This window comes from Actibacterium pelagium, assembly GCF_002285415.1.
GTDB classification, from domain to species: domain Bacteria; phylum Pseudomonadota; class Alphaproteobacteria; order Rhodobacterales; family Rhodobacteraceae; genus Actibacterium_B; species Actibacterium_B pelagium.
The window spans coordinates 456,729-478,160 of the sequence record NZ_NSBU01000004.1 but is presented as its reverse complement, the minus strand read 5'-3'; the positions used below and the strand labels follow the sequence as shown (position 1 = coordinate 478,160).

Here is a 21,432-nt window from a genome sequence, read left to right as displayed (position 1 = left end):
AGAGCGTGCCACCGGCCACCGGTTCAGATCGAATCCACGAGTGCTGTTCAATTCTCGAACCGAAATGCTCTACTGCCAATGAAGTGTTTATGGTGTAATCCTGCGGTTGCGCTTTCGCGCGGGCGCGTGTTGGAAAGGCTTGGACAGCATTGGAATCACAACAAACTTTTCTTGACGTGACGGGTTTGGTTAGTGCACCGGTAGTTTAAAGAAAGATATCCCAAAAGCGGTGTGGCGACCGTGGGGCGGTGAAAGTCCGCGATCTCCGGGTGGGGATTTACACATTAGGTGTACTTGACCGGTCAAACGGACCCCACAAGCAGGTAGTCCTGCCCGAGGCCGATGGCCTGCAAGGAGAAGCGCGCGCGTTAGCGCTGCTGTCTCTGGCGTTCTCAATAATTTTAAACTTATGAGAAAGGCTAAGCCTATGCCCCGTCACGAAAACCCGTGCGCACAACCGACACATTCCGAAAGCGCCATTTCGTTAAAACGATCCCGCAACCTAATGAATTTGCTGACCACCAAAGAGGTAGCAAGCCTCACCGGTTTCAGCACCTCATACTTTGAAAAAGGTCGTGTATACGGATACGGTCCGAAATTCTTGAAAATTCGCGGAAAGGTGCTCTACCGCCTCACTGAGATCGACACTTGGGTGGAAGCCCACGAGTGCGAACCTAAAGGAGGCGCAGATGTCCTCTAAGCTCTTTGCCGATCCCAAAAAAGCCATCGAATATGTAAACTGGCTCTCTCAAGATGCACCGCTCTATCTGGAACAGATGAGCAGCCAAGGCAACGCCAACCCAAAGCACAAGCTCTATCCGGCCAATGAATCCGCTTCCGCTGTACGCTTTGTGGCTGGCAACAACAACGACACCTACCAGCGGAATATGTACTTTGTTCCTAATGCTGAATTCCTCATCGGAAAGCGCAACAAAGACAACCTCAGCGCCGTGCGCTTCCTGCATGTTGACCTCGACTGCAAGGACTATCCCGGGGACTTGAAGCAGCAAGAGGAACGTATTCTCGCTCTGCTGTTTGATGAGCCAATCCGCCCGAAGGGTATTCCGCAACCGTCGGCTATTTGGTTTACCGGAGGCGGTTTCCAGGCGGTTTGGAAGTTGAATGAACCGATTTCTGTCGAATTGGCTGAAGAATTGAATCATGCGCTTCTTGTTGCCTTCCAAGGCGGTTTAGGGACTCACGACGCCAGCCGCTTGTTGCGCTTGCCGTGGACGATGAACTGGCTGAATGACAAGAAACGAGCTGATGGCCGGGTGCCCAAATTAGCACGTCCGTTGCACCCGTTTAATCTGAACTCGCCACCCGAATCTTTCTCGGTGGGTGATTTCCAGATGCGCAGGACTAAGTCCGAATCGAAGTTTCCGGTTGCCGCAACAGGTACGCCTAACCAATCGCTTGAATTCGATCCCCTACCTTTGCCGGACGATTTGAACTCGATCATTCCGCTGGATCAGAAATGGGCAGAGGTGATCTTGACCGGAGAAAACCCGCCGGACAAGAACTATAGCTCGCGGTCAGAGTTGGTCTTTGCCGCAACGCTTTGGATGCTAGGCAAAGGGATGGAACCCGGCCACGTTCTGTCCATTCTTATTGATCCTGAGATCGGCATTAGCGCCCATGTTCTCGATAATCCCAACCCCACGAAATACGGACGCCGCCAAATCCAGCGCGCCCATGCACTTCTAGAAATGAAGCAAAACGGATGGCCCATTACCAACGACGAAGGTAATCCGGTCCCTCGCATTCCTGAGAACATCCGCTACGCGTTTTCCCTATTAGGCGTCGATGCACAGCGAAATTTGTTCACCCAAACGAACGAAGTGACTGGATATCAGTTGGACGAGCGTGACTTGAACGAGATCGGCGATATCTTGTGGAGCGCCTTTAGCAGAAAGCTGAAATTCAGCGCCAGCCCAGAGGTGATTAAACGCGAACTGGTAGCAGTCGCTCACGAGAATACTTACCACCCAGTTATCGACTATCTCGATGGGCTAGAATGGGATGGTGTTCCGCGTATCGACCAGTGGCTGGCAACTTACACAAGCGCAGCGGATAACGAGTTGAATCGCGAGTTCGGCAGCAAGTTCCTTGTTGCCGCCGTTCGCCGGATCAAACAGCCGGGGGTTAAGTTCGACACGATGCTGGTGCTCGAAGGCAGCCAAGGAGCCGGTAAATCCCGACTGGCAGCTACGCTGGCGAAACGAGATGAATGGTTCTGTGGCAGCCTCGATTTGAAGAGCGACGACAAGGCCAAGGCAGAACTGCTATCGCGGGCATGGATTGTCGAATGTCAGGAACTGGATGGCCTAAACAAAACCACCAGTCAGAACCTGAAGAAGTTCTTGAGCACTTCCATCGACCTGTTTCGCCCTGCGTATGGCCGTACTGTACTGTCGTACAAGCGTCATTGCGTCATCCTAGGCACAACAAACGAAGGCACCTATCTACGCGATCTGACGGGCAACCGTCGGATGTGGCCGGTCACAGTTGGGAAGATCGACCTAAAGCGAGTCTCGACAGATGTTGATCAGATCTGGGCCGAGGCTGTTGTTCGCGAACGTGAGGGCGGCTCCATCGTCTTGTCCAAACACCTTTGGGATGAGGCCCGCAAAGTGCAAGGCTATCGCATGGTTGAGGATGATTTTGCCGAAGTTATGCAAGACAATTTCGCAGAGCGCACCGGTAAAGTCTCAATGGACAGCATTAAGCTGTTACTGAACCTCGATGCCTCGCGCATGTCGCCGAGCAATGCTCGCCGGATCAAAGCCGCCATGGGCGACTTGGGCTGGGTGTATGGCACTTACCGTATGCGCGATCTTGCAGGCAGTGAACCCCGGCCCAGGAAGGGTTTTGCTCGTGGCGCCGACTTGGAGCGCAAAGAAGAAATATTCGCAGTCCGCAAGCATGGTGGTACCGTTGTTCTCGACACCAAGTTTGCGCCGCCGGATACACCCTTTTGAACAGACAGTGCTGTGGCGTTACCTGCAGCCCGCACCTATACCGCCAACACTTCTGTTGGCCTTTCCGGGGGGTTTACTACCCCCCTTTTTTGTTTGCCCTTGTTCGACCAAAGTTACAGTTACAGGTTACATCGTTGCTGGTGCTATGGCGCTACGCTGGGCACCTGCTGCGCGTTTGGCTGGGCAACCGCCGCCATGGGCCAAAACAGCCCCAAGCGGACACCTGCGGACGTGTGGTGATGCCTTTGGGCTTTGCACACCCCCTCCGTCTTCCAGCTACTTGCAGTTTTGCTACTGCACTGGAATGATCGCGAGATGAATCATTTTGGAGACGATTTTCCCCAGTTCAGAAACCCATTGGCGGAACTGTTTCAGGCTTTGCGTGAAGGACCAGATTACAGTGTGCAGATCATGAAAACTCAGATCATGGTGCGGTTTCGTGGCGAGAAGGTAGGCGGTCTGAACCATATCCTCTGGCATTTCTACATTTCCAAAGTTTTTGTGCGCGGGCACGGAACACCTGAACTACTTAAGAGTTACGGATTCGAATGGATAAGCCACAATGAGACTCACCAATATTGGAAACTGGAGGGGGTCGAACACCATCAGTCTTTCAAAGGTGCCATAGAGGCCATGACAGGTTGTTCGGTCATGTAGATGTAGTTTGCTATTCCCGCCGAGTTGGACAATTGGACTCGTACTAGGTGAGGTCGCAGCGAACGAACTTATGACTACAACGAGACCAGAGTGTAATGTGATGTAGTTGTTCTAGTGCAGGCTCATAACAGTTGCTCAATACGGAATGCATGGCCTCTTTGAAAATGGATTGAATTATGCCTTTTGATTTTTACGAGCTGGAATGTAACATCTTCGGGGATTTTAAAGCTGGCGACAACGCCGGTTACAACTCTGAGCTTCTGAGTAATTTGGTGGAAGCGAACGAAAACGGCAAGTTCAACAAGCCTATTCTTCTTCAAGCGGCCTCCTTGATTGAGGTCGCCGCCATTCAAATCTTCTACCGAGCTCAAAACTATAATCTTGAAGGTGTCCCAAACGTGTCGGAAGCAGATCGACAAGAGATCGAAGATAAGCAAATCGACAAATTTGCGGTGGTGATCGATAACCTGCGAAAATATCACATCTTAGATGGAATGGGTGTGGACATTTATGACGACCTGCACAAGCTCCGAAAATACCGAAACAAAATCCACATCCAGTTGGACGTGAACATTCCGAACGTTCACCGAGACGAGGATCGTGTGTTCACAAATGCCAAGACAAGATGGGCGGTCGATCTAAATTGGCGAGTGCTATCGCACCTTGCGGAGCATTATCCTCGCCCAAATCAGATTCAAGGATTTGTTCAGCCACTCAGATTGCCCAAATTAGCTTGATCTCGGCATAAGGCAAAAAGGTAAACGATCTACGTTCAGCCCGCGGAATGAAATGGGCCGAACGGCTATATGGATGTTTGAACTTCAAGCACTCTTGGTCCCGCAGTCTGCTCGTTCGACTCTTCACCCATTTTGCGCTCGCAGCGAATGTTTAGAAAGCGGGTTGCGACCGCAGCATCTCGAAGGCGGTTCGAAGGTCCGCTTGGGGCCGTTCTTCTCAAAGATCGAGGATGATTCTAGCGATCGATCTAGCTACTGTCATCACCTTCCGGCATTCCGAAGATGTTGATTCCAGATCCAAATTTTGAGGTGTTGTCGAAATTGTGTGGTGCCGCTGATAGGACTCGAACCTACGACCCCATCATTACGAATGACGTGCTCTACCAGCTGAGCTACAGCGGCATCCTTGGCCCTACTATGGCCCTACTAGTTCTACTCCTGTGCCTCGAACTCCTTGGTTTTGCAAGTCATTCTAGCGGGGACCCGCTAATTACGAATGACGTGCTCTACCAGCTGAGCTACAGCGGCGTGAGGCAGGTCTTTATCATCCTGCCCCAACCTTGTGTAGGCCTATTTTTCCACCACGTGAAGGGCGGGCGGCTCTAGGATTTCGGGCTCTTCCGGGGTCTCGTCTTCAACAGGTTCTACCTCGGTGGCTTCCTCTGTTTCTTCGACTACTGGCTCTACGACCTCGATGGTTTCGGCCGCTGGTTCCGATACTTTCGGCGCATCAACCAGAAGCGGCATCATTGCGCTTGGGGACAGGCCCGCGATCTGGGTGTCTGCCGGTTTCTTCCACGAGAGCGTGTCAAAGCTAGAGCAATTGTCACAGACCGAGGCCCAGACCGCATGTGCTGTACCGCAGTTGTCGCAAACCCATTGCGGACCACGTGGTGCGGTGAGTGCGCGGGTCAGGTAGCCGCGTACAAGGCTGTCTTCAGCGCCTTGACCCCGTTCAATCGCGGCCATCAGGGTCAGTGCACGGGCAGACGGGTCATTCTCGGCCAGATCCCCCAAGGCTTTACGCGCTGCTTCAAAGTCTTCGGCTGCGATGCTCAACTCTGCCAACATCATCCGGGTTTCCGGGTCGTTGGGGGTTTGTTTGGTCAATGCCTCGAACCGCTTGATCCGGGCTTTCGGGGTTTCGTCCGGTTCGATCTCGGCGAAGGCGGCAGCCAGTTCAGGGTGCGGCTGCACAGCCCAGGTCTTTTTCAGAACCCGCGTCGCATAGCGTTTCTTGCCCTGCTCGATATATCCACGCGCGGCCATAGCGGCGGCAGGGATCAGATCGGGCGACAGGCGGTTGGCCTCGATCGCGGCTTCACGGGCTTCGATGCTTTTGCCATCTTCCAACACCCCGCGCGCCTCGGACAGGGCCAGCACCGCATCGCGGCGCTTGTGCACGTTACGCGGCAGAGATCCATGTTTCAGCTTTGCATTCAGCGTTTTGCGGGCACCAGTCCAGTCGGCGTGCTCTGCCTGCAGCTTCAGCAGGATATCCTGCGTTTCGGTATGCGCCGGCTTCAGATCAAATGCTTTCTCGGCCAGCTTAAGCGCAGTGGTATGCTCGCCCTCTTCCAGCTTTTGCTTCATCAACCCACGCACCCCGACAAAGCGGGTTTTGTCGTCGCCAAGCAGCTGTTTGTAAACAGCCAGCGCCTTCTTGCGATCGCCGGTCATCTCGGCGGCCTGCGCGGTCAGCAGATTGGTCAGCTCGGGCTTGTTCAGGTATTTCTCGGCGCGGGCCGCCTTCGCCAAGGCCAGATGCCCTTCGCCCGAGGCCAGCGCCAGCATCCCTTCGGACAGGGCCTGAAACCCACGGCGTTCGCGGTTACGATTGAAATAGCGTGTAACGGCGGTCTCATCGCCCGCGATGAATTTCAGCACCGCAACACATAGGCCGGCCAGCTTCAGAAGAACCCAGACCAAACCCATAAGAACCAACCCAAGGATCACCGCCTGCAAGGGCGCAACCGTGATTTCAGTGTTCATAAAGGCGATACGGATGCCTTCTTCGCTTTCCATCAGCAACCCGGCCCCATAGGCCAGCGCCGCGACGATTACGACGAAGATCAGAATTTTCAGAAGAGACCAGAGCATCGGGTGTTCCTTACTTCGCGGTCAGGGCTTGCGCCAAGGTTTCAATCGCCTCTTTCGCGGCCAGTCGGGCCTGCGCCAGTGCGGTCCAGTCTGCCATCGCTGCCTGCCCGCTTTCGGGAAGGGCTGCGATTTCAGAAAGGGCAGCGGCCAGATCACCGGTCGCAACGGCCCCTTGGGCGCGCGACAGAACCGCATCAGGGTCATCCCCCTCACGTGGGGACAAAGAGCGGATGTTCAACTGGCTGCGCAGGAAGGATCCGACCCGGTCCTGCGTGCTCGTTCCGGGTGCGTTCTCCAACGAGGCCGACAGGGCCTGCCGGGCGTATTCGTCGAAACTTGCTTTCAGCTCTGGCAAGGTTGCCACGCCAGTCTCAGCAGAGGCGGTCAAAGCTTCGGGGATGTCCCCCGGCAGCGATGCCAGAGAAGCGGCATAGCTGGTGCCAGTATCCAACGCCGACTGAACGGTTTGCACGGCCGCTTGCGCCTCGATCGCGCGGGCGCGGGCGCTTGCCGCATCAATCTCTGCCTTGGCGGCTTCGGCGGCGGCACCGACTTCAGCGCTCATCTCGTCGTTCTTGGCCTGTTGAACAGCCAGTTCTTCGCGGATCGCATTCAATTCCCGCTCATACGCGGCAACCGCGCCAGAGGTGTCTGATGCGACGGCGGGACGCTTTTCAACCTCGGTCAGGCGGGTTTCCAGCGCAGCCATTTGGGCGGAAAGGTCCGACACATCTGTTCCGACTGCGGCAATCGCGTCCGACAGGCTGGAATTCAATTCCTCCAGCGGGCCAGACAGATCCGGTGCTTCGGCTGCCGGGGTAGCGGCAAGCGCTTCGATGGCTTTGCTCAGGGCGGCAAGATCACGCGACTGCTTGTCCAATGCGGCCTCAAGCTCTGAGGTGTCTGCCTCGGGTGGGGTCGCATCGGTGAACAGGAACTGCGACACGCCAAATCCCAGACCCGCGGCCAGAACGCCGCCCAGCAAGGTTGGCAGAAAGCCGTTGCCGGACTTTTCGGGCGCAGGTGCGGCAACAATGGGTTCTACCGGATCGGGCGTGGGTTGTTCGTCTTCAGAAGCCTCGGCCAGATCATCTTCGGCAGGCGCTTCGTCGTCGATCTCTTCAGAGACCGGATCGTCAGCATCCGCTTCCAAGTCCTCAGAAACCTCTGTCACTTCTTCGGCGTCCTCAACCTTGGTCTCAGACACTTCAGCACCCTGACTCTCCAAGGTTTCATCTAGTTGTTCGGACGGCTCTTTCGGATCAATCTCTTCAATCTCATCCGGTTTTTTTGACGAAGCCACTTTGCCCACCCTGTGATTCCCTGCCGCCGTAATTGCGGCACTGCAGCTATGCTATCGCTGCGCGTCGTGGCCCTCAAGCTGAACTGCTGTGGCAATAGCGCCCAAAACAGCCTTTCGAAGCGCCTCTGCATCCGGATGATCTGCAACAGCTTCGGCCATCGGCTTGGGTCCAACCCAAGCCGCGCGAACCGCCTCGCTCATCCATCCGATGATCAATGAGGCTTGGGTGTTTTGACACTGGTCTGCCAGCAGGCGCGCCGACCGAGGTGAAAAAATCGGTAATATAATCAAATCATTAGATGACAGTGCCGCCTGAGCTTGGGCTGTCAGCTCCAAGGGTTTCTGCCGATAGATCACCTGCTCTTGGCACATCAGTCCGCTGTCGGTCAGCCGCGCGGCGACATCACCGACAGAATGCTCTCCGCGTAGGTGAAGCAGGGGCGTGGGCGGGTTTTCGCCGTGTAACGTTGAGACCAAGGTCTCTGCATTGTGGCCGACCTGCGTGGCCTGCAACCCGATGTCACGCGCAGCCTGAGTCGTACGCTCTCCAAGGCAGAAGGCCGGAATGTCCCGAACGGTCGAGCCCTGCGCAAACAGATGCACCCCGTTCTGCGACGTAAAAACAAGCCCGCGAGCCCCTTTCAGCTCAGGTGCCTGCGCCGGGACAATCTGCAGAACCGGGGAATAAATGACCTTCAGATCGGGCAGCTCCTCTTGCAAGGCCGCTGCAAAGGTCTGCGCCCCGGGCAGAGGCCGGGTCATCAGCAAGGTCATGGTGCGGGATTGTTTCATCACGATCACAGTGTTACCTGCCACGTGTTTATGGCACAACGGCAATCAAATGCAGGCACAACGGACCCTTCTTGGTATCGAAAGCAGCTGTGACGACACGGCCGCCGCTGTTGTGCGCGTTGCTGATGGTGAAGCAGAAGTCCTGTCCAGCATCGTCGACAGCCAAACCGACCTACATGCCGAGTTCGGCGGGGTTGTCCCCGAACTGGCCGCGCGCGCCCATGCAGAAAAGCTGGATCTATGTGTCGAGGCCGCCTTGGCCGAGGCCGGGTTGGGCCTGTCCGATCTGGACGGGATCGCCGTGACGGCGGGGCCGGGGCTGATCGGCGGGGTGATCTCGGGTGTGATGTGTGCGCGGGGGATCGCGGCGGGGGCAGGGCTGCCCCTGATCCCGGTGAACCACCTTGCAGGGCACGCGCTGACACCGCGCCTGACGGATGATCTGACGTTTCCCTATCTGATGCTGTTGGTTTCGGGCGGACATTGCCAGTTCCTGCTGGTCTCGGGCCCGCAGGAATTCAAGCGCCTTGGTGGCACGATCGACGATGCCCCGGGAGAGGCCTTTGACAAGACCGCCCGGCTTCTTGGCTTGCCGCAACCCGGTGGTCCCGTGGTCGAGGGCCGCGCCAAATCGGGTGACCCGAAACGGTTTCGCTTTCCGCGCCCTCTGCTGGACCGGCCCGGCTGTGACATGTCTTTCTCGGGGTTGAAGACCGCGGTTCTGCGCGCTCGCGACGCGCTGGTGGCAGACCAAGGCGGATTGTATGAGATCGACCGCGATGATCTTTGCGCGGGCTTTCAGGCCGCCGTGGCCGATGTGCTGGCCGAAAAATCGCGCCGTGCACTGGCCGAATACATGGCCCTGAACCCCGCCCAGCCCATGATCGCCGTCGCAGGCGGTGTTGCGGCCAATACCGCGATCCGCGAGGCATTGCAGTCCGTCGCGGCAGAGGCCGGGGCTGGCTTTACCGCGCCGCCGTTGCGGCTGTGCACAGACAATGCCGCGATGATTGCTTGGGCTGGGATAGAGCTGTTGAACGCGCAGGTCCCGCCCACCGATGATTTTTCGGCCCGCCCACGCTGGCCGCTGGATCAGACCAGCCCCGCACTTTTGGGCTCTGGCAAGAAAGGAGCTAAGGCATGATCTCTGTTCTGGGGGCCGGGTCTTTCGGCACCGCCTTGGCCATCGCGCTGGCGCGTTCTGGCACCGATGTCAAACTGTGGAGCCGCGACGCCAACCATCGCGAGACAATGCGCAATACCCGGCACAACGACCGTTACGTTGCAGGGATCGAATTTCCGGCCAGCCTGACCATCGTCGAACAGCCCGAGGATACCCTGGACGCAGACGCCATTCTTCTGGTCGTCCCCATGCAGGCCTTGGCAGGGTTTCTGGCCCAGCATCCCACGCTGGACGGTCACCGCCTTGTGGCCTGCTGCAAGGGGGTGGACCTGTCTTCTGGCCTTGGGCCGACCGGAGTGATCGCCAAAGCCTGCCCCTGTGCCACGCCCGCTATACTGACCGGCCCCAGCTTTGCCGCCGACATCGCGCGCGGACTGCCAACCGCCCTGACGCTTGCCTGCGCCGATGCAGACGCCGGTCGCGAACTGCAGCAACTTTTGTCCACCGACACGCTGCGCCTGTACCGCAGCACGGACGCGGCGGGCGCGGAATTCGGCGGCGCCCTGAAAAACGTCATCGCCATTGCCGCCGGTATCGTCATTGGTGCGGGCCTTGGCGATAGCGCCCGCGCCGCATTGATGACACGGGGTTTCGCAGAATTGACCCGTTTTGCCAGCGCCCGTGGGGCAGAGCCCGAAACACTGACCGGCCTGTCCGGTCTTGGCGACCTGATCCTGACCTGCACCTCGGACTTGTCGCGTAACTTCCGCCACGGGGTATCGCTTGGCCAAGGGCAAGAACCTGACGCGCGCTACACCGTCGAAGGGGTCGCCACAGCGATGGCTGTACACAAGCTGGCCACCGAACAGGGGCTGGACATGCCCATCACCGCCATGATCGCCGCGGTTGTCAGCGGCAAGATGAATGTGAATGATGCCGTCAGCGCCTTGCTGGCGCGCCCGTTGAAAGAGGAATAACCTATGCCGCTGTTCGCCGTGATCTGCACCGACAAGCCCGACCACCTGCAAACCCGCCTAGACAACCGCCCCGACCACGTCGCCTATCTGAAGGACACCGGCGCGGTCATGGCAGGCCCGTTCCTGAACGGCGACGACACGATGTACGGGTCATTGGTGGTGATCGAGGCTGACGATATGGCCGGCGCAGAGGCTTGGGCCACGAACGATCCCTATGCCAAGGCGGGTCTCTTTTCGGACGTCCGGATCGAGAAATGGAACAAGGTGATCGGCTGATGCAGTACTGGCTGTTCAAATCCGAGCCCAACACCTGGAGTTGGGACCAGCAAGTCGCCAAGGGCAACGCGGGCGAGGAATGGGACGGCGTCCGCAACTATCAGGCCCGCAACAACATGCGGGCCATGAAGATCGGTGATCGCGGCTTCTTTTATCACTCGCTGAAAGAGAAGGCGATTGTCGGCGTGGTCGAGGTCTGCGCCGAGGCTCATCCCGACAGCACCACTGACGATGATCGCTGGGAATGCGTGGACATCAAGGCGGTGAAACCGGTGCTCACGCCTGTGACCCTGCAGATGTGTAAGGACGACCCGCGTCTGGCCGATATGGTTCTGGTCAACAATTCGCGCCTGTCCGTGCAACCCGTGACAGAAGCAGAATGGGCAGTGGTCTGTCAAATGGCCGGGATTGATCCGTAAACAACGCTCTGCCAAGCTTCTTTGCAGGAAATCAAAGGAGCGCCTTCATGGAATTTCTCTCGGTAATTTTCGCCGCCGTCGCCAGCTATGCTTTCGGCGCCATCTGGTACATGGTCCTTGCCCCGAAGTGGGTCGCGGCCTCGGGTGTCGAGGTCGGTGAAGACGGGCAACCCGCCAACCGCAAGGACCCCAAGCCCTATATCATCAGCTTTGTCGCATCAGTCGTCGTGGCGGGCATGATGCGCCATATCTTCAGCCTAAGCGGAATTGATACATTCGGCGTGGGACTTATAGGTGGTCTGGGCCTTGGCCTGTTCATCGCGACTCCATGGATCGCCACCAACTATGGTTTTGCAGGCAGACCCAAGGAACTGACCCTGATCGACGGCGGTTATGCCACCATTGGCTGCACGATCATGGGGATCGTACTGGGCGTTCTCTAAACGCAAAACGCCCACCAAAATGGTGGGCGCCTCACACAAACTGTCTTGGGGTTAGCCGTAAACGGACTCTTTCCCGAAATGTTTGGTCAGCATGTAATAGACAACGGCGCGGTACTTGTTGCGCTCTGACTTGCCATAGGTCTCGATCACCGCGTTGATGCCTTCCATCAGTGCCGGGCTGTCAGCCAGACCCAGTTTCTTCTTCAGGAAGTTCTCTTTGACAGTGTCCAGTTCGCTCTGCTGGCTGGAGGCGACGGTCGAGGCGTCGTCGTTATAGATCGACGGACCACAGCCAATCGTGACCTTGGTCAGCAGGTCCATATCGGGGGTCATCCCGCATTTGTTCTTCAGGTCGTCCGCGTATTTAGCGATCAGATCGTCGCGCTTACCCATGTTCAATCTCCCGTTTGTGTGACGTTCTCAGTCAGCGTTTAAGTACAAGCGCCCCTAAAGCCGGGGCTCTTGCACAATGACTTAGACACGACAAACGGTCGAACAAAGGTAAATTATGCGCGGATTTTCCCCGCAATCGCCTGAACTTAGGTCAAACGCCCACGACTTCGGCGACGGCTTTCGCAAGAATTGGAACCGTCTTGGTGTTCAGACCCGCAATGTTGATCCGGCTGTCGCTGACCGCATAAATCCCATGCTCTTCGCGCAAAGTGACGATCTGATCTTCGGTCAGACCCAGCATCGAGAACATGCCTCGGTGGCGCGCGATGAAGTCGAACCGATCCGTATTGGTCAGGCGGCGCAGCTCATCTGCCAGCTGTTGGCGCAGCTCCAACATGCCCAGACGAACCTCTTCCAGCTCTGCCTTCCAGTCGGCCAGCAGGGCATCATCGGTCAGGATCATGCTGACCAGACGCGCACCGTGATCGGGCGGGAAGGAATAGTTCTGGCGGTTCAGATAGGCCAGGTTCGCCTGCGCAGGACCTACTTTGCCCTTGTCTGCCGAAACGGCCATCAGGATGCCGGTGCGTTCACGATAAACACCGAAGTTCTTCGAGCAGGATGCCGCGATCAGCGTCTCGGGAACAGAAGAGGCCACCAGACGCAGGCCCGCCGCATCCTCTTCCAGACCATCGCCAAAGCCTTGATAAGCAACGTCGATCATCGGCAGCAGCTCTTTTGCCAGCAGCGTGTCGACAACGGTCTGCCACTGCTCTGCGGTCAGGTTGGCGCCGGTCGGGTTGTGGCAGCAGCCATGCAGCAGAACCACGTCGCCCGGCTTGGCCGAGTTCAGATCCGCAATCATGCCGTCAAAATCAACGGTGCCAGAGGCCGCATCGAAATAGCGATAGGCTTTGTTCGCCACGCCCAGGTATTTCAGAATACTAACGTGGTTGCCCCATGTCGGGTTCGAATACCAAACAGTCGCGTCCGGATTCACCATTTTCACCAGCTCAAAAGACTGGCGCACCGCCCCCGTACCACCCGGGGTCGCAACACTGGCCACCTGATCGCGGGCAACCGCGTCGCCCAGCACCAGCTTGACCATCGCATCGTTGTAGTCCGGGGCACCGGCCAGCGCGACATAGGATTTCGTGGTCTCTACTTCCCACAGCTTCTTCTCGGCCGCTTTGATCGCCCGCATCACCGGGGTCTGGCCTTCGGCGTTCTTGTAAACACCGACACCCAAATCGATCTTGTCCGTCCGCGTATCCTCGCGGAACATCTGCATCAACTGCAGAATTTTATCAGGAGCATGCGTAGGAAGATCAGAAAACATGGGGAAATCCTTCGTATAAAGACGTCGCCTAACCCTGTACTCCCATCCCGACAGGGAATCCAAGCCCCCCAAACGCGAAAACGCCCGGCAAAAAGGTCTAACCTTCCTACCGGGCGCCAAATTAGTCTTCTGCCCCTTCAGGGGCAGGCCGCTTAGTAACGGTAATGCTCGGGTTTGAACGGACCATCGACCTTTACACCGATATAGTCAGCTTGCTCTTTCTGCAGTTCGGTCAGCTTCACGCCGATACGGGCCAGGTGCAGACGGGCGACTTTCTCGTCCAGATGCTTGGGCAGCAGGTACACGTCGTTCTTGTACTCTTCACCCTTCTGCCACAGCTCCATCTGCGCCAGAACTTGGTTGGTGAACGAGGCCGACATCACGAAGGACGGGTGGCCGGTCGCATTGCCAAGGTTCAGCAGGCGGCCTTCGGACAACAGGATCAAGCGGTTGCCCGAGGGCATCTCGATCATATCAACCTGATCCTTAATGTTGGTCCACTTGTGGTTCTTCAGGTTCGCCACCTGAATCTCGTTGTCGAAGTGACCGATGTTGCCAACGATCGCCATGTCCTTCATCTCGCGCATGTGCTCGATGCGGATGACATCTTTGTTGCCGGTGGTGGTGATGAAGATATCCGCGTCGCTGACGACATCTTCCAGAACCACAACTTCGAACCCGTCCATTGCCGCCTGAAGCGCGCAGATCGGGTCGATCTCGGTAACCTTCACACGCGCACCTGCACCGCGCAAAGATGCGGCAGAGCCTTTGCCCACGTCGCCATAGCCGCAAACTACGGCAACCTTACCGGCCATCATCGTATCGGTGGCGCGGCGGATGCCGTCGACCAGCGATTCTTTACAGCCGTACTTGTTGTCGAATTTCGACTTGGTGACCGAGTCATTCACGTTGATCGCCGGGAAGGGCAGCTGGCCGTCGCGCACCAGTTGGTACAGGCGGTTCACACCGGTGGTGGTCTCTTCCGAGACACCTTTGATCTGATTACGCACCTTGGTGAACCAGCCGGGGCTTGCGGCCATGCGCTTTTTGATCTGGGCCTGAATGACCTCTTCCTCTTCCGAGGTCGGAACGCCAAACTCTTCGCCTGCCTCAATGCGTGCGCCCCACAGGACATACAGTGTCGCGTCGCCGCCATCATCAAGGATCAGGTTCGGGCCGTCTTCGAACAGGAAGGATTTATCCAAGTAATCCCAATGCTCTTCCAGCGTCTGACCCTTGATCGCGAAGACCGGGATATCTGCAGCCGCAATCGCCGCCGCCGCGTGATCCTGCGTCGAGAAGATGTTGCACGACGCCCAACGCACGTCCGCGCCTAGGGCCACCAGCGTTTCGATCAGAACCGCAGTCTGAATGGTCATGTGCAACGAGCCAACGATGCGGGCTCCGGCCAGCGGCTTGCTGTCGCCATACTCGGCACGCAAGGCCATCAGGCCCGGCATTTCGGTCTCGGCGATGTCCAGTTCCTTGCGGCCGAAATCGGCCAGCGAAATGTCTTTGACGATGTAGTCGGTCATCTTCGGGATGCTCCGTCACGAAAGGGAAAAGTTGCGCAGGTGCCTATCACCCTGTGTTAGTTGGTGCAATCGTCGGAAAGGCAAGAGATTGCACAGCAGAATTGTTTTCCTGCCTTGGCAATACTTACACTGTTGGGCCATACCCGTTGGCACCACCAGACCGGAGCCCTCTAATGCCCACACCTCCCCGCGCCTGGCAACGGATGTTGTCCGGCCGCCGCCTTGATCTTTTGGACCCCACGCCTGTCGATATCGAGATCGAAGATATCGCCCATGGGTTGGCCTTTGTGGCGCGCTGGAATGGGCAAACCAAAGGGGATTTCGCGTATTCCGTGGCCGAGCATTCCTTGCTGGTGGAAGAGATTTTCGGACGCATCTCACCCGACGCGCCGATCAAGTGGCGGTTGGCGGCCCTTTTACATGACGCGCCGGAATATGTGATCGGTGATATGATCTCTCCGGTGAAGGCCGCTGTCGGTCCGGGCTACGGCGAACTGGATGATCGACTGGCCGCCGCCATTCACGTGCGCTTCGGCCTGCCCGCAGCGGTTCCCAAAACCGTAAAGCAAAAGATCAAACGCGCCGACCGAATCTCTGCCTGGCTGGAAGCCACGGAAATCGCCGGCTTCACCAAGGCCGAGGCCGACAAGTTCTTTGGCAAGCCAAACCCAAAGCTGATTGCCGATCTTACGATCAGGCTGCGCCCCCCGGTTGAGGTACGCAACGATTACACCGCGCGCCACAACAGCTTGTTGACGCAGTTAGGTTAATCTTTCTGGTCGGCTTCGGCTGCACGACGAGCGCGACGTACCCGGCGCATTTCCCGGATTCGTTCGCGCTCTACGTCTTCTGCCCCGACCTTCACATAGGCATTTTCCCCGGTCAGACCCTTGGCCTGAAACAGCATATTGCGCTCTTCCAAGGTCATTTCAGGCCACAGGCGGTCACCGTCGATAAAGCCTTTTTCGATCAGCCCTTTGCTTAGATCTTTCAGGTTCAGCTCACCAAACGACTTCCGGGACGACGTTGCCTTAGCCTTCGGGGCCCATTCCGCATCAAGGCAGGAAAACACATCTGGGTCGCGCCCCATGAAAGAGGCCAGATGACGCTCCAGCCCCTCGGCCACTTTTGAACTGCGCCGGTGGATCATCCCCACCTGCTGATCCGGCCTGCCCACCATCGCGAACATATGCAGCGCCGAGCCATCCACAGCGATCACCTGTTTGGCCGCCTTGTAGCGGGCGATCTGGGTATCCATCGAATGTTTCTGTGGATGAAAGATCTCGTACCCGTGTTCGCGCAGGTGGCGTTCCAGCTGAAGTTCGCCCAAAACGCTGCCCTTGCCCAGTTGCAGGGCCGAGCGGGAAAGATAGATCTTCTCGGGACCGTCCGGCGCAATGTCATGGCCAAAACGATGGTGGATAGCGTTGCGAAAGGGTTCTGTCCCGGCGGACAAACGGCCCAGACCAAAACCCTGGCCCGGGACAATCAGTTCTTCAACCTGCGTCGGCTCTGCGACCACCTTGATTGGCAGATCGCATCCCATCAACTCGATGAAGCGCTGCTGAAACCCCTGAACCTTTTCGCCCAACTTGGGGCGCTTCGGAATGAACAGGATGCCGTCGATTGGCCCGTTGATATGGTCCAACGCCCAAAGCCTAGAGGTGCTTTCCGCAAGAAAATGCCCGAAATGAACCCACATGACCCCACCCCAAAGCCACCGACCGGACAGCTTGGCAGTTGGTGTCGGCGTTTCGGGTTCCGTGGTGATGGGATGCCACCCACGCCACAGGGCGCCTTCGGGGCAATAATCTCCGTTGGAATGCGCGACACCGGCTGGCTGGCGCAAATGGCTGATCTCGGGTGGATAGACGCGCGCATCCGACAGTTCGACAATCTTCGTCGACCAACCACCCTCGGGCATTGGTGCCTGTGTCGGATCTTCCATAGCGGGTTTACCTCGGGCTGCGTTTCGCGAGGATGCGTTGTAACGTGCGGCGATGCATATTCAAGCGCCTTGCGGTCTCGGATACGTTTCGGTCGCATTGCTCGAAAACACGCTGGATGTGCTCCCAGCGGACGCGATCCGCCGACATCGGGTTTTCGGGCGGGGGCGGCAGAGTGCCACTCTGTTCCAGCAAGGCCGCGGTCACATCGTTGGCATCAGCCGGTTTTGACAGGTAGTCGGTCGCGCCAACCTTTACCGCAGCCACGGCCGTTGCGATCGCGCCATAGCCGGTCAGGACAACGATTTTCGCGTCGGGACGATTGGCGCGCAGTTCTTCCACCACGCTCAAGCCATTGCCATCTTCAAGTCGCAGATCGACAACCGCATAGGCCGGAGGATCGGATTTCGCGATCGCCAGACCAGCTGCAACGGTTTCTGCCGTCTTCACGTCGAAACCGCGTTTTTCCATTGCACGTGCCAAACGTCTCAGGAACGGCTCATCGTCATCAACAAGCAGCAGACTCGGGTCTTCACCGATTTCCTTGGTCTGCTCAGTCATGTGCATGCCTCCCGCGCATCAAACCTATTTGTAAGTTTTAGGTTCCTGTTTCGGTCGGGTCAAACTGACACATTACATATCCAAAAAACAGCCCACTTTTTCGGCCAATTCCTGCGCCGGTACCTCGCGCCGGAAGAAATCCAGAAACCCGTCTTCGGGCGTTACCAGATAGGTGAAGGTCGAATGGTCCATGAGATAGTACTCTTCGTCACCATCCTGCTTCTTGTAATAGGTCTTGTAGGCTTGCGAGGCCGCCTTGACCTGCTCGGGTGTGCCGGTCAGACCGATCATGTCAGGGTGCAGGTAATCCGTGAATTCAGCCAGTGCCTCTGGGGTGTCGCGTTCGGGGTCGATCGAGATGAACAGACCCTGCACGTCATATCCCTTCTCTTGCAGAAGCGAGATCGCTTCGCCATTGCGGCCTGCGTCCATCGGGCAGACATCGGGGCAGAACGTATAGCCAAAGTAGACAAGGCTGGGCCGGGTGATGACATCTGTGTCCGTGACGGTTGTTCCTGTCTCATCCACAAGTGTGAACGGCCCACCGATAGAGCCTCCTCCGCCTGCGACCGCACCCGAACGGCACTCGTCTTCCTCGCCCAGAAGAACGAACCCAGTTGCCACCGCAAGGGCGATCACTGCGGCGCTTCCCGCCAGAAAAGCGTAGGTCTTGGTCATCATCGACTTCCTGTCTTATTCGTCGGGCGCATTGATCGACCGTTCAGGCGCGATATACAAGGGGACGGCGTGTCACAGCGGAAATAGGGATCATCTTGCAGGAAACAAGCAATAGCGGGGTCTACAAGTCCCGCGACCGCAGCCAGTGGGTCCGATTACAGACGTTGACCGGGCTGCGTTGGGTTGCAATCTGCGGCCAGATGATCGCCATCGCGATCACCAGCAGTCAGTTCGGTATTCTTATCGATCTCGGGCTGACCACCATCGCGATCGGTGCTGCGGTCTGCATGAATCTGGTCACACATCTGGTCTACCCCGAGAACAAACGCCTGACCGAGGCCGAGGCCATGGGCATGTTGCTGTTTGATCTTCTGCAGCTGGCCTTCCTAGTGGCCCTGACCGGCGGGCTTCATAACCCCTTTGCGCTATTGGTTTTGACCCCCGTGGTCATCTCGGCGACCGCCCTGCGGTTGCGATCGACGGTTCTTTTGGGGCTTGTCGCCATTGGGATCATCTCGGTGATGGCCTTCGTTTATATCCCGATGCAGCTGGAAGACGGCACGATCCTAAAGATGCCAGAGATCTTCCTGTTCGGTTTCTGGGCCGCAATCGTGATCGGCGTGGCCTTCCTATCGGCCTATGCCGGGCGGGTCACGGCCGAAATCAACTCTATGACCGACGCGCTTTGGGCCACGCAAAACGCCTTGGCCCGAGAGCAGAAGCTGACCGATCTGGACGGTGTGGTCGCCGCCGCCGCGCACGAGCTTGGCACCCCTCTGGCCACAATCAAGTTGGCCAGTTCCGAACTGGCAGACGACCTGCCCGAGGGATCTGACCTGCGCGAAGATGCCATCCTGATCCGCGATCAGGCGGATCGCTGTCGGGATATCCTGCGCTCGATGGGTCGCGCCGGAAAAGACGACAAACACATGCGGCAGGTCCCGCTTGAAACGCTGGTCAAAGACGCCGCGAACCCACATCTGGATCGCGGAATTGATCTGCACTTCGATTTTCACCCCCTTCCCGAGGGCTTGGACCGCCAACCCACCGTGGTGCGAAGCCCCGAGATCATTCACGGCTTGCGCAACCTGATCCAGAACGCCGTCGACTTTTCAAAAGGAAATGTCTGGGTGCTGGGCCGTTGGGACGAGCAGGAAATCAGCCTTGCCATTCTGGACGACGGGCCTGGGTTTACGGCAAACGACATCGCCAGAATTGGCGATCCGTTCATGCGGCGCAGGCGGTCTGGTACCCCCAAGCGGCGTCCGGGCTACGAAGGCATGGGCCTTGGCCTGTTCATCGCCAAAACTCTCCTGGAAAGGTCCGGCGCCGAACTGACCTTCGTCAACGCGCCTGAAAACAGCTTGGCAGTTGGCGATCTTCCTGACGCTAAAGGCGCGCTAATTACGGTTGTCTGGCCCGCCGAATTGATACAAAGAGCTGATCCGGAGGACAGCGAACCACTTGGCGAAAACATTCGTTTCGAGGTCTGACGGGGTAAGGTTTTCCGCTGCGTTAACCAATCATTAATCACCAATCCATACCGCTGAGATGGGGAGGAAGGGTTAATTGACCAATGAATATATAAAGCGTGGCTGATTTGACTGATCTTCTCGTTTTCTCGGCTATTGCGGCAGCTGCGGTTTGCGCATTTCTTTACCGGGCTGGGCTGTTTCGGCTTGGCCTGTCGAGTGAAATTCAACCCAGTGAACAGGAAAAGGCGGTCTTCCTGTTCGAAGGCCAGACTCTGGTTGATGCGACAATCCCCGCGCAACAGCTGATCAGCGGGTCGTCAGACACCACCGATGATTGGCACAGGTTGGCCATTGCCCTGTCAGACCGGTTTGAAAACCTTCTGCAAAACCTGTCCAAGCTGGATGTGGAGCCAACCATCGCCCTTCGCGAAACCAAGGGTTCTTCCAGCCTGATTGCCCGACGCACCGGGTCACGGACAAGGGTGGTGCTGTTAGAGGCGGGCGCCGAACGCCCGATGGCGCCAGTTGATCATGGGCTTCTTATGCCCCCGGTCGAGACGACAGTCCTGCGATCCATGTCTCAGGCCGCGCCCTTCGCGATGTGGAAACGGGAAAGCGACGGACAGATCAGTTGGGCCAACCAAGCCTATCTGGATTTGGTCAAAACCTATCGCAACTCTGGCGACACACCCGTCTGGCCAATACCAGCACTGTTTCGACAGCCCGATCTTGGTGAGGCCGAAGATCAATCGATCCGCCGCATCCATTTGACCCGCCCCAACGGTGAAAAAGCGTCTTTCACGGTCACAACCCTGGCCCACGAAGGCGCACATCTTTGTTTTGCAACCTCGGCCGACGAACTCGTCCGTGCGGAAGAGCATCTATCGAACTTCGTTCAGACGATGACCAAAACCTTTGCCGATCTGCCCGCTGGATTGGCTGTCTTCAATCGCGAGCGTCAGTTGACCCTGTTCAACCCGGCTCTGACCGACCTTTTACAGCTTGATCCCGCCTACCTGATCACCCGCCCGCGCCTTCAGGACTTCTTTGATCACCTTCGGGAAAATCGAAAGCTGCCAGAGCCGAAGAATTATCGCGACTGGCGCGAAAGACTGACGCGATTGGATACCGAGGCACAGGAAGACCGGCTTCGGGAAACATGGACGCTGGACAACGGGCTGACATATCGGGTGTCAGGGCGACCCCATGCCGACGGGGCGCTTGCCTTTCTGGTCGAAGACATCAGCAGTGAGGTCACTTTGACCCGACGCTTCCGGCAAGAGCTTGATCAAAGCCAGTCAGTGCTGGACGGGCTGGAACAGGCGGTCGCGGTCTTCTCGCCCGCAGGCGTCCTGACCCAGTCGAACCAGGCCTATACAATGCTTTGGGAAACAGACCCGCTGACCTCTTTAAACGACCTGACCATCACGGACGCAACCCGCCATTGGCGAGATCTCTGCCGACCTTCCCCGATTTGGGGAGAGATCCGGGATTTCGTCCATACGATTGAAGAGCGGGCTAATTGGCATGATCAGGTTCAGATGCAGAATGGCCAAAACCTGACACTGCGATGCACCCCTCTGTCCGGCGGCGCGACCATGATCACCTTTCTGGAAGAACCCGTTATTCCAAACCAGAGTGTCATCCCAAGCACCAACCTTGTTAAGAGCGACTGAATTGGCTTGCGGCACCGGGGG

20 protein-coding genes and 1 tRNA gene are annotated in these 21,432 nt (G+C 57.4%); 11 read left to right on the top strand and 10 right to left on the bottom strand.

Features of this window, described 5'->3' with window-relative positions:
• Window positions 1–689 precede the first annotated feature (689 nt).
• The 3 genes from CLM58_RS02565 to CLM58_RS02555 all read left to right on the top strand — a co-directional run bounded on the left by CLM58_RS02565 (window position 690) and on the right by CLM58_RS02555 (window position 4,375).
• On the top strand, window positions 690–2,981 hold the full coding sequence (locus CLM58_RS02565) for a VapE domain-containing protein (protein WP_095594329.1): 2,292 nt from the start codon (window positions 690–692) through the stop codon (window positions 2,979–2,981).
• A 315-nt stretch (window positions 2,982–3,296) separates the two neighbouring features.
• Entirely contained in the window at window positions 3,297–3,638 is a 342-nt protein-coding gene (locus tag CLM58_RS02560; protein WP_095594328.1) for a hypothetical protein, read from the top strand.
• A gap of 176 nt (window positions 3,639–3,814) precedes the next feature.
• Window positions 3,815–4,375, top strand: coding sequence for a hypothetical protein (locus CLM58_RS02555; protein WP_095594327.1), 561 nt, complete (start codon window positions 3,815–3,817; stop codon window positions 4,373–4,375).
• A gap of 326 nt (window positions 4,376–4,701) precedes the next feature.
• Here CLM58_RS02555 and CLM58_RS02550 read toward each other — a convergent pair.
• The 4 genes from CLM58_RS02550 to CLM58_RS02535 all read right to left on the bottom strand — a co-directional run bounded on the left by CLM58_RS02550 (window position 4,702) and on the right by CLM58_RS02535 (window position 8,594).
• Window positions 4,702–4,777, bottom strand: a tRNA-Thr gene (locus tag CLM58_RS02550).
• A 168-nt stretch (window positions 4,778–4,945) separates the two neighbouring features.
• A complete protein-coding gene (locus CLM58_RS02545) occupies window positions 4,946–6,475 on the bottom strand; it encodes a heme biosynthesis protein HemY (protein ID WP_095594326.1) in 1,530 nt (509 codons plus the stop codon).
• 10 nt (window positions 6,476–6,485) lie between these two features.
• Entirely contained in the window at window positions 6,486–7,778 is a 1,293-nt protein-coding gene (locus CLM58_RS02540; protein ID WP_143226504.1) for a COG4223 family protein, read from the bottom strand.
• 51 nt (window positions 7,779–7,829) lie between these two features.
• On the bottom strand, window positions 7,830–8,594 hold the full coding sequence (locus tag CLM58_RS02535) for a uroporphyrinogen-III synthase (protein ID WP_095594324.1): 765 nt from the start codon (window positions 8,592–8,594) through the stop codon (window positions 7,830–7,832).
• A gap of 25 nt (window positions 8,595–8,619) precedes the next feature.
• Here CLM58_RS02535 and tsaD point away from each other — a divergent pair, with 25 nt between their 5' ends.
• Genes tsaD through CLM58_RS02510 form a run of 5 tightly spaced genes read left to right on the top strand, consistent with a single transcriptional unit; the run spans window position 8,620 to window position 11,808 of the window.
• Window positions 8,620–9,714, top strand: coding sequence for a tRNA (adenosine(37)-N6)-threonylcarbamoyltransferase complex transferase subunit TsaD (gene tsaD, locus CLM58_RS02530; protein ID WP_095594323.1), 1,095 nt, complete (start codon window positions 8,620–8,622; stop codon window positions 9,712–9,714).
• On the top strand, window positions 9,711–10,670 hold the full coding sequence (locus tag CLM58_RS02525) for an NAD(P)H-dependent glycerol-3-phosphate dehydrogenase (RefSeq protein WP_095594322.1): 960 nt from the start codon (window positions 9,711–9,713) through the stop codon (window positions 10,668–10,670). Before tsaD ends, CLM58_RS02525 begins: the two co-directional genes overlap by 4 nt.
• Before the next feature lie 3 nt (window positions 10,671–10,673).
• Window positions 10,674–10,946 (top strand): YciI family protein, encoded by a 273-nt coding sequence (locus CLM58_RS02520; RefSeq protein ID WP_095594321.1) that lies wholly within the window; start codon window positions 10,674–10,676, stop codon window positions 10,944–10,946.
• Window positions 10,946–11,365 carry an EVE domain-containing protein gene (locus tag CLM58_RS02515; RefSeq protein ID WP_095594805.1) on the top strand — a complete coding sequence of 140 codons (420 nt, stop codon included), beginning with the start codon at window positions 10,946–10,948 and terminating at the stop codon, window positions 11,363–11,365. The genes CLM58_RS02520 and CLM58_RS02515 overlap by 1 nt, the downstream gene beginning before the upstream one ends.
• A gap of 47 nt (window positions 11,366–11,412) precedes the next feature.
• Complete coding sequence (locus CLM58_RS02510; protein ID WP_095594320.1) at window positions 11,413–11,808, top strand: DUF1761 domain-containing protein; 396 nt, start codon at window positions 11,413–11,415, stop codon at window positions 11,806–11,808.
• 51 nt (window positions 11,809–11,859) lie between these two features.
• Here CLM58_RS02510 and CLM58_RS02505 read toward each other — a convergent pair whose 3' ends face one another.
• From CLM58_RS02505 to ahcY, 3 genes are all read right to left on the bottom strand, one after another.
• On the bottom strand, window positions 11,860–12,201 hold the full coding sequence (locus CLM58_RS02505) for a DUF2853 family protein (RefSeq protein ID WP_095594319.1): 342 nt from the start codon (window positions 12,199–12,201) through the stop codon (window positions 11,860–11,862).
• 151 nt (window positions 12,202–12,352) lie between these two features.
• Complete coding sequence (locus CLM58_RS02500) at window positions 12,353–13,540, bottom strand: amino acid aminotransferase (RefSeq protein ID WP_095594318.1); 1,188 nt, start codon at window positions 13,538–13,540, stop codon at window positions 12,353–12,355.
• A 152-nt stretch (window positions 13,541–13,692) separates the two neighbouring features.
• On the bottom strand, window positions 13,693–15,075 hold the full coding sequence (gene ahcY, locus CLM58_RS02495) for an adenosylhomocysteinase (RefSeq protein ID WP_095594317.1): 1,383 nt from the start codon (window positions 15,073–15,075) through the stop codon (window positions 13,693–13,695).
• A gap of 173 nt (window positions 15,076–15,248) precedes the next feature.
• Here ahcY and CLM58_RS02490 point away from each other — a divergent pair, with 173 nt between their 5' ends.
• Window positions 15,249–15,845: an HD domain-containing protein gene (locus CLM58_RS02490; protein WP_095594316.1), complete on the top strand. Its 597-nt coding sequence runs from the start codon at window positions 15,249–15,251 to the stop codon at window positions 15,843–15,845.
• Here the strand turns inward: CLM58_RS02490 and CLM58_RS02485 are convergent.
• The 3 genes from CLM58_RS02485 to CLM58_RS02475 all read right to left on the bottom strand — a co-directional run bounded on the left by CLM58_RS02485 (window position 15,842) and on the right by CLM58_RS02475 (window position 18,260).
• On the bottom strand, window positions 15,842–17,023 hold the full coding sequence (locus CLM58_RS02485; protein ID WP_095594315.1) for a glycosyltransferase family 61 protein: 1,182 nt from the start codon (window positions 17,021–17,023) through the stop codon (window positions 15,842–15,844). The two genes, CLM58_RS02490 and CLM58_RS02485, sit on opposite strands and share 4 nt — an antisense overlap.
• Before the next feature lie 7 nt (window positions 17,024–17,030).
• Window positions 17,031–17,582 carry an ActR/PrrA/RegA family redox response regulator transcription factor gene (locus tag CLM58_RS02480; RefSeq protein ID WP_095594804.1) on the bottom strand — a complete coding sequence of 184 codons (552 nt, stop codon included), beginning with the start codon at window positions 17,580–17,582 and terminating at the stop codon, window positions 17,031–17,033.
• A gap of 72 nt (window positions 17,583–17,654) precedes the next feature.
• Window positions 17,655–18,260, bottom strand: a complete 606-nt coding sequence (locus CLM58_RS02475) for an SCO family protein (RefSeq protein ID WP_095594803.1) — start codon at window positions 18,258–18,260, stop codon at window positions 17,655–17,657.
• 95 nt (window positions 18,261–18,355) lie between these two features.
• Between CLM58_RS02475 and regB the strand changes: the two genes are divergently transcribed.
• Window positions 18,356–19,753 (top strand): sensor histidine kinase RegB, encoded by a 1,398-nt coding sequence (gene regB / locus CLM58_RS02470; RefSeq protein ID WP_143226502.1) that lies wholly within the window; start codon window positions 18,356–18,358, stop codon window positions 19,751–19,753.
• A gap of 98 nt (window positions 19,754–19,851) precedes the next feature.
• Window positions 19,852–21,411, top strand: a complete 1,560-nt coding sequence (locus tag CLM58_RS02465; RefSeq protein ID WP_095594314.1) for a PAS-domain containing protein — start codon at window positions 19,852–19,854, stop codon at window positions 21,409–21,411.
• Window positions 21,412–21,432: the final 21 nt, after the last annotated feature.